Source organism: Micromonospora globispora, assembly GCF_003857015.1.
Classification (GTDB): domain Bacteria; phylum Actinomycetota; class Actinomycetes; order Mycobacteriales; family Micromonosporaceae; genus Micromonospora; species Micromonospora globispora.
This window is the reverse complement of sequence record NZ_QGGF01000202.1, coordinates 1-5,786: the sequence shown is the minus strand read 5'-3', so window position 1 is coordinate 5,786 and position 5,786 is coordinate 1. Positions and strand designations below refer to the sequence as shown.

Below are 5,786 nucleotides of genomic sequence, written 5' to 3'. Positions count from 1 at the left end.
GGCCGCAGCAGCTGGCTCAGCCCGGCGAACGGCAGCTCGGCCTCGAACTCGGCGGCGCTGGCCCGCAGCACCCGCAGCGGCCGGTCGGCCGGCGGGGTCAGCTCGGCGGCCCAGTCCAGCAGCGCCGTCTTGCCGATGCCCGGCCCACCCCGCAGCACCAGCGCGCCGCTCTGCCCGGCCTGGGCTCGGGCCACCAGGGCGGCGATCCGGTCCTGCTCCGCGGCGCGGCCGTGCAACATCCCCGCACCCTACACAGGTACGGAGTACCTAAGCGCTACCGATTCCGGCCCGCCGGATCGTCCCTAGCGTCGTGGCCATGGAACTGATCGAGAAGTACCTCGCCGCCTGGAACACCACCGACCCCACCGCCCGCCGGACCCTCATCGACGAGGTCTGGGCCGCGGACGGCACCTACACCGACCCGCTGGCCACGGTCGCCGGACGCGATCAGGTCGACGCCCTGATCGCCGGCGTGCAACAGCAGTTCGCCGGCCTGGAGTTCCGGCTCGCCGGCCCGGTCGACGCGCACCACGACCTGGCCCGGTTCACCTGGCACCTCGGCCCCCGCGACGCGGAACCGATCGTCGTCGGCTTCGACGTCGCGGTCATCGCCGACGACCGGATCAAGGCGGTGCACGGCTTCCTGGACCGGGTGCCGGCATGACCGTCCTGACCGCACCGGCCGCCCGGCTCGGTACGCCGGCCGCCGCCGCCCCCGGCTTCCTGCCGGTCCTGCTGACCTCCACGTTCATGACCGCGATCGACGCGTTCATCGTCAACGTGGCCCTGCCGGCCATGCAGCGCGACCTCGACGCCGGTCCGGCCGCGCTGGAGTGGGTGGTCGCAGGCTACGTCCTCGCGGTGGCCACCGGTCTGATCACCGGTGGTCGGCTCGGTGACCGGTACGGGCGCCGTCGCATCTTCGGGCTCGGCGTGGCACTGTTCACGGCCGCCTCGGTGCTCTGCGGGCTGGCCCCCACGGTGGGCGTCCTGGTCGGCGCCCGGGTGCTGCAGGGGCTGGCGGCGGCGCTGCTCGTGCCGCAGGTGCTGGCGATCGTGCGGACCAGCGTGGCGCCGGCCGAGCAGCCCAGGGCGTTCGCCCGGTACGGCCTGACGCTGGGCCTGGGCGCGGTGTTCGGTCAGCTGATCGGCGGGCTGCTGATCAGGGCGGACCTGTTCGGCCTGGACTGGCGGCTCTGTTTCCTGATCAACCTGCCGATCGGGGTGGCCGCGCTGGCGTTCCTGCGCCGGGTGCCGGAGTCGCGCCACCCGGCGACCCGGCTCGACCTGGCCGGCGTGGTCCTGGTCAGCGCCGCCCTGGTGACGCTGGTGCTGCCGCTGGTGGAGGGACGCGAGCAGGGCTGGCCGATGTGGACCTGGCTGAGCCTGGCCGCCTCGGTCGTGCTCTTCGCGCTCTTCGCGGCGAGCCAGCGGCGCGGCGGGCAGCCGCTGGTGGACCTGACGCTGTTCCGGGAGCGGGCGTTCTCGGTGGGGCTGGTGGCGACCCAGGTGTTCTGGATGGGGCAGGCGTCCTTCTTCCTCATCCTGGCCCTGCACCTGCAGGTGACGCGGGGCCTGTCGGCGCTGGAGTCGGGGGCGGTGTTCATGGCCATCGGCGGCGGCTACCTGGCCACCTCGACGTACGCGCACCGGATCGCCGCCCGGCTGGGCCGCCAGGTGGTCAGCGTCGGCGCGCTGGCGATGGCGGTCGGCCTGTACGGCATGTGGGAGGCGGCCGGGCACGGGGCCGGCTGGCTCGTGCCGGGGCTGGCCGTCGACGGGATCGGCATGGGTATGGCGCTCGCGCCGCTCACCACGACCGTACTGTCGCGGGTCACGCCGCGGCACACGGGCGCGGCGGCGGGGGTGCTGGCCACGGTGAACCAGACCGGCAACGCGGTCGGGGTGGCACTGATCGGGATCGTGTTCTACCAGGCCGCCGACCTGACCGCCGGGTTCCGGTCCGGGCTGGTCGCGTTGATCGTGCTCGAACTGGCGTTGGCCGCGATCATCCAGCTCCTGCCGCGGAGGTGACGCACGCGCGCCGGCCGCCGTCCATGACCTGGACGGCGGCCGGCGCGTGCTCGTGCCGCGGCGTCCGCGATCCGCCCCGGGCATCCCGGCGAATGCGGCCTGTCCGGGTTGGCAGAGATGTTAGCTTTGCCTCCTGTTCATCCCGGTTTAACCGCGTGGCGGACCGGGACATTCAACGTCCAGGGCTGAGGCGCTCGACGCTGCCCAGGAATCACGGGGGAAGTGGGGCTGATGAGAGGTACTTCGGACACCACCGCTGACGGCACGAGGAAGGCCGACGGACGGAACAGCCCGCCGGCGGCCCTGCGGGAGGGGGTCCGGTGACGCTGAACCAGGAGGTCGAAGCCCGCGTCCAGGACGTCGAGACCCGGATCCCCAGCCTGCTGTCCGCGCCGCCGCTCAAGGTCCCTTCCGGGCATGACGACCGGCCGATGAGCATCCTGCGGATGCGGGAGCGGCCGGAGCGCGACGGCGCAGCCGTCGACGGCCGCCCCGAACGGCAGACGGTGAGCGTGGTCATCCCGACGCTCAACGAGGAGAAGAACATCGCCTGGGTGCTCGAGCGGATGCCGCCGATCGTCGACGAGGTGATCCTCGTGGACGGCCACTCGTCGGACCGTACCGTCCAGGTGGCCCGCGCCATCCGTCCCGACATCGTGGTGCTGACGCAGAACTGCCGCGGCAAGGGCGACGCCGCCCGGGTCGCGTTCGCCGCCGCGACCAGCGACCTGATCGTGATGATCGACGCCGACGGCAGCATGGATCCGGCCGAGATCCACCGCTTCGTCACCCCGCTGATGAACGGCTACGACTTCGTCAAGGGCTCCCGGTTCCTCGCCGGCGGCGGGTCGACCGACCTGACCGCGCTGCGCCGGTCCGGGAACCAGATGCTGGTACGGCTCACGAACAGCCTCTTCCTCGTCCGCTTCACCGACCTCTGCTACGGCTTCATCTCGTTCCGGCGCGAGCGGCTGCCCGACCTCGCGCTCACCGCGCATGGCTTCGAGATCGAGACCGAACTCGTCGTCCACGCGCTCAAGGCGAACCTGCGCATCGCCGAGGTGCCGAGCAACGAACTGCCCCGCCGCTGCGGCACCTCCAACCTGCACACCTTCCGGGACGGCCAACGGGTGCTGCGCACCCTGATCCGGGAGCGGGTGGTCCGGCGCCCCCGGCCGGTGGTGGACCCCATCGACCACCGGGTGCTGCACCGCTGGCAGCCCCTCGCGGCGAAGGCAGCCAGCCCGGCACTGAGCGAGGTGGCCCACTCATGAAGCGATGGACGACCCGGAGCAGCTACGCCCTCGCCCTGATCATCGGCGTGCTGCTCGCGACCGCACCCGTTCCCGCCGGCCTGTCCACCCCGGCGGGCGCCGACACCGGCGACATCGGCTACGTCGGGCCGTCCACCTCGGGCGACGGCTCGGCCGCGACCGGTGAGAAGCCCGAGAGCAAGCTGTGGTGGAACGACGGCCTCTGGTGGGCGGCGCTGTTCGACTCCGGCAGCCAGACCCACCACATCTTCCGGCTGGACCGCTCCACCGAGCGCTGGACCGACACCGGCACCGTGCTCGACAACCGGCCGAAGACCCGCTCCGACGTGCTCTGGGACGGCCAGAAGCTCTACGTCGCCTCGCACGTCCGGGCCAGTTCCTCGGCCGGCGCGACCTACGGCAACCCGACGCGGCTCTACCGGCTCACCTACGACCCCGCCACCAGGACGTACAGCCGCGACACCGGCTTCCCGGTGCAGATCAACAACTACTCCAGCGAGAGCCTCACCATCGACAAGGACTCGACGGGGACGCTCTGGGCGACCTGGGCGCAGGGCTCGAAGGTCTACGTGAACAACACCATCGGCGGGGACGCGGTCTGGGGCACCCCGTTCGTGCTCCCGGTCACCGGCGCCACCGGCCTGGCCAGCGACGACATTTCCGCGGTGGTGAGCTTCGGCGGCACCCGCACCGGCGTGATGTGGAGCAACCAGGCGGCGTCCGCAATGTACTTCGCCGAGCACACCGACGGGGAGCCACGCTCCACCTGGGACGTCTCGCGGACCGCGATCCAGGGCCCGAACAGCGCCGACGACCACATCAACCTCAAGGCGCTGCAGGCGGACGCCTCGGGGCGGGTCTTCGCGGCCGTCAAGACCGGGCTCGACGACGCCGGTGCCTCCTCCTCGGCGCCCCAGATCATGCTCCTCGCCCGGGACCCGGCGACCGCCGACTGGTCCAGCTACCCGGTGGGGCGGATCAAGGACTGTCACACCCGGCCGGTCCTGCTGCTCGACTCCGAAAACCAGACCCTGTACGTCTTCATGACCGCACCGGACAGTGGCTGCCCCTACTCGGGCTACCCCGGGACGATCTTCATGAAGAGCTCCCCGATGGCGAGCATCGCCTTCCCGGACGGCCGCGGCACGCCGGTCATGAAGGACGCCGACTCACCCGACCTCAACAACGTCACGACCACCAAGCAGGACGTCACCAGCGCCACCGGGATGGTCGTCATGGCCAGCAACGACGCCACGCAGCGCTACTGGCACGCCGACCTGCCGCTGGGGTCCTCGTGAGCGCGGGCACCACCCTGGATCCTCACCTCGCGCCGGTATCCGGCGGCGCACCGCTGACGGTGACCAGCCCCGCCCCGGTCGACGCGTGGGAGCAGGTGCTGGCCTCGGCGCCCACCGCGCTGCCCAGCCAGACGCCGACCTGGCTGCGGTGCGTGTGCGAGGTCGAGGGCTACCAGGACATCTCGCGGCTGTACGAGACCGCCGACGGGCGGCGGCTCATCCTTCCGCTCGTCCGGCGCCCGGGGCTCGGTCCGATCCTCGCGACGGACTTCGGGCTCCCCGTCGGCTGGGGACCGGGCGGGCTGATCGGCGACGGCGGGCAGCTCCACGCCGAGGACATCGGCATGGTCGTCGCCGACCTGGCGCAGCGGCGGGTGCTGAGCACGCTGGTCCGCCCCGACCCGGCGACCGCCGACGGGTGGGAGGCGGCGATGCCGGCGGGCGTGCTGCGCGAGGAGCGGATGTCGCAGACGCTCCCCCTCGACGGCGACTTCGACCGGGTCTGGCGCGAGCGGTTCCGCAGCGACACCCGCAACCGGATCCGCCGGGCGGAGCGGGCCGGTGTCATCGTCGAGTGTGATGCCACGGGCGGCCTCGTCCCCACGTTCCACCAGCTGTACAGCGAGTCCGTCGACCGCTGGGCGCGGCGGGACGGTCTGCCGCTCCCGCTGGCCCGGTGGCTCTCCGCCCGGCGGGAGCCACCGCGCAAGCTGCGTACCGTCGCGGCGATGCTCGGCGCCCGCTGCCGGGTGTACGCCGCGTACCACAGGGAGCGGCCGGTCGCCGCGATCGTCGTGCTCTTCGGCACGAAGACGGCGATGTACTGGCGCGGGGCCATGGTGGAGAAGCTCGCCGGCCCGGTGTACGCCAACTACCTGCTGCACCGGACGGCCATCGCGGACGCGGTCGAGGCCGGGTGCACGTCGTACAACATGGGCGATTCGGCCCCGCGCTCCCCGCTGGAGCTGTTCAAGAGCCGCTTCGGCGCCGTCAGCCAGGGCTATGCCAGCTACCGGATCGAACGGGTGCCGATCACCCCGCTGGTCCGGGGTGCCCGCGGCGGCGCCCGGCGGATCCTGGCGCTGCGGCCGAGGCGGGGGTAGTGCATGGGCCCTACCCCGCCCCGCCGGCTCGCCTGGCCCCGGCCCACCCCCCGCTGGCTGCTGCTCGTTCCCGCGGT

General features: G+C 72.5%; 6 protein-coding genes. 5 read left to right on the top strand and 1 reads right to left on the bottom strand.

The genetic code is table 11. The features are described 5' to 3' along the window. Positions 1–239: AAA family ATPase (locus DKL51_RS08030; RefSeq protein WP_148097748.1), on the bottom strand; the 239-nt coding region annotated here is incomplete at its 3' end. A 77-nt stretch (positions 240–316) separates the two neighbouring features. On the opposite strand from DKL51_RS08030, the gene DKL51_RS08025 reads away from it, so the two are divergent. The 5 genes from DKL51_RS08025 (at position 317) to DKL51_RS08005 (ending at position 5,709) form a co-directional block, all read left to right on the top strand. Next, on the top strand, positions 317–664 hold the full coding sequence (locus DKL51_RS08025) for a nuclear transport factor 2 family protein (RefSeq protein ID WP_109943975.1): 348 nt from the start codon (positions 317–319) through the stop codon (positions 662–664). Continuing rightward, on the top strand, positions 661–2,034 hold the full coding sequence (locus DKL51_RS08020; protein WP_207783789.1) for an MFS transporter: 1,374 nt from the start codon (positions 661–663) through the stop codon (positions 2,032–2,034). Before DKL51_RS08025 ends, DKL51_RS08020 begins: the two co-directional genes overlap by 4 nt. 320 nt (positions 2,035–2,354) lie before the next feature. Beyond that, positions 2,355–3,308: a glycosyltransferase family 2 protein gene (locus tag DKL51_RS08015; protein ID WP_207783790.1), complete on the top strand. Its 954-nt coding sequence runs from the start codon at positions 2,355–2,357 to the stop codon at positions 3,306–3,308. After that, positions 3,305–4,606, top strand: coding sequence for a hypothetical protein (locus tag DKL51_RS08010; RefSeq protein ID WP_109943976.1), 1,302 nt, complete (start codon positions 3,305–3,307; stop codon positions 4,604–4,606). The genes DKL51_RS08015 and DKL51_RS08010 overlap by 4 nt, the downstream gene beginning before the upstream one ends. A gap of 59 nt (positions 4,607–4,665) precedes the next feature. After that, positions 4,666–5,709, top strand: a complete 1,044-nt coding sequence (locus DKL51_RS08005) for a GNAT family N-acetyltransferase (protein WP_185734743.1) — start codon at positions 4,666–4,668, stop codon at positions 5,707–5,709. The last annotated feature ends 77 nt before the right edge of the window (positions 5,710–5,786 follow it).